Annotated in this window: 2 protein-coding genes; one reads left to right on the top strand and one right to left on the bottom strand. The window is 68.5% G+C overall.

Annotated elements, in window-relative coordinates:
* Positions 1-15: 15 nt before the first annotated feature.
* Positions 16-1,194, bottom strand: coding sequence for a sensor histidine kinase (locus ACFWF3_RS32445; RefSeq protein ID WP_378992643.1), 1,179 nt, complete (start codon positions 1,192-1,194; stop codon positions 16-18).
* A 270-nt stretch (positions 1,195-1,464) separates the two neighbouring features.
* Between ACFWF3_RS32445 and ACFWF3_RS32440 the strand changes: the two genes are divergently transcribed.
* Positions 1,465-2,387, top strand: a 923-nt coding sequence (locus ACFWF3_RS32440; protein ID WP_379317663.1) for a PHP domain-containing protein, incomplete at its 3' end; no start/stop codon positions are given.

The raw sequence follows: 2,387 nt of genomic DNA, 5'->3' as shown, positions 1-2,387 counted from the left end.
GCCATGAGACCGGGATCAGGCCCGAATACCGGCGCGAAACTTCGGGACCCGCATGCTGACTTTCGTGCCTGCGCCGGGTGCGGTTTCCACGACCAGGCCGTAGTCGTTGCCGAAAGCGGCGCGGAGGCGGTCGTCCACGTTGGCCAGGCCCACGTGGGCCGCCTCGCCGGTGCGGGCGGGGCCGGAGCCGGTGTCGACGGCGTCGAGTGCGCCGGAGCGCAACAGGTCCGGGTCCATGCCGATGCCGTCGTCTTCGACACTGATCAGGCAGTCGGTGCCGGCGTCGGTGGCGACGATGCTCAGCTGGCCGCCTCGGCCGCCGCCGGCGAGGCCGTGCCGGACCGCGTTCTCGACGAGTGGCTGCAAGGCGAGGAAGGGCAGCACGACACCGAGAACTTCTGGTGCGATGCGCAGCCGCACGTCGAGCGCGTCGCCGAAGCGGGCCTGTTCCAATGCCAGATATCGCTCGATGTTGCGTAGTTCGTCGGCGAGCACGGTGAATTCGCCTGCGGCGCGGAAGGAATAGCGGGTGAAGTCGGCGAATTCGAGGATCAGTTCGCGAGCCCGATCCGGGTCGGTGCGGACGAACGAGGCGATCGTGTTGAGCGCGTTGTAGATGAAATGCGGGCTGATCTGGGCTCGCAGCGCCCGCAATTCCGCCCGGTCGACCCGCGCCCTCGACGCGTCGAGCTCGGCGAGTTCCAGCTGTCCACACGCGTAGCGCGCCACCTCCGCGACCGCCCCGAGCATGCCGGGCCCCGGCTTCCCGGTCGTCACCATGCCGAGCGCACCGACCGCCGCCCCCGTGTCGATCGGCAACGGTTGCGCGATCAACGTGTGCTCGTCACCGGTGACCAGCACGGGCCGCTCATCGGCGACGGCGCGGCGCGCCGCCTCGGCGAACGAGGCGAACATCCCGGTCTGCGGACCGTCCCACGCCAGCAGCGTCCCCTCGGCGTCGGCCACACCCAGCGCCTCGGCACCCGCGAGCGCCCGCAGGTGTGGCGCCGCTTCACTCGCGGACTCCTCGGTCAGCCCGCGCCGCAACGGCACGGCGGCCAGCGACGCGGTGTGCAGTGCTTGGTGGACGGCCCGCTGGGCGGGTGTGGTGACGACCCGCTGGGTTCGCCGCCAGACCAGCAACGCCACGACCAGCAGGGCGAGGGCCGCGGCGGCCACGATGAAGGGGGTCATCGAGTCGGCCGATCGGTGTGCACCGATCGATTATGTCGGGGCGAGCGCCGGAATCGGATCAGGCCGCCTTCTTCGCGAGATCGAGGGCCCGTCGGTGACGTTCACCACGACACGCCGCCCCTCGCCCAGGCGCGGTTCGTGGCGTGCCGAATCTGTCGGACCCCCGTGCATAGAATGCCAAGGCCAACCCCCGCCGACTCTATGGGAGGAAGGACCGTCTTGGCTCCGTCCGGATCGTTCGTTCACCTGCACAACCACACCGAGTACTCGATGCTCGATGGAGCGGCGAAGATCTCGCCGCTGTTCGCGGAGGCGGATCGGTTGGGCATGACCGCGGTCGGCATGACCGACCACGGCAACATGTACGGCGCCTCGGAGTTCTACAACTCGGCCAAGAAGGCGGGCATCAAGCCGATCATCGGCATCGAGGCCTACATCGCACCGGGCTCGCGCTTCGACACCAAGCGGGTGAAGTGGGGCGATCCGGGTCAGAAGGGCGACGACGTCTCGGGCTCGGGTGCCTACACCCACATGACGATGGTCGCCGAGAACGCGACCGGCCTGCGCAACCTGTTCAAGCTGTCCTCACTCGCCTCGATCGAGGGCCAGCTCGGCAAGTGGGCGCGCATGGACGAGGAGATCATCGCCCAGCACGCCGAGGGCATCATCGCGACCACCGGCTGCCCGTCGGGTGAAGTGCAGACCCGCCTGCGTCTGGGCCACGATCGCGAAGCGCTCGAAGCCGCCGCGAAGTGGCAGGAGATCTTCGGCGCCGACAACTTCTTCCTCGAGGTGATGGACCACGGTCTGTCCATCGAGCGCCGGGTCCGCGAGGGCCTGATCGACATCAGCAAGCAGCTCGGCATCCCGCCGATCGCCACCAACGACTGCCACTACGTCACCAAGGACCAGTCGGTCAACCACGAAGCGCTGCTGTGCATTCAGACCGGTAAGACGCTGTCGGACCCGACCCGTTTCAAGTTCGACGGTGACGGCTACTACCTCAAGTCCGCCGCGGAGATGCGCGCGATCTGGGATGCCGAGGTCCCCGGCGCGTGCGACAACACCGAGCTCATCGGTGAGCGGGTGCAGTCCTACGACGACGTGTGGGCTCACCGCGACCGGATGCCGATCTTCCCGGTGCCCGAAGGCCACGACCAGGCCAGCTGGTTGCGCAAGGAAGTCCTCGACGG

The sequence above is a fragment of the Nocardia sp. NPDC060220 genome (genome assembly GCF_042727815.1).
Classification (GTDB): domain Bacteria; phylum Actinomycetota; class Actinomycetes; order Mycobacteriales; family Mycobacteriaceae; genus Nocardia.
Note: the sequence above shows the minus strand (reverse complement) of the source record. Positions and strands in the feature narration are given on the sequence as shown.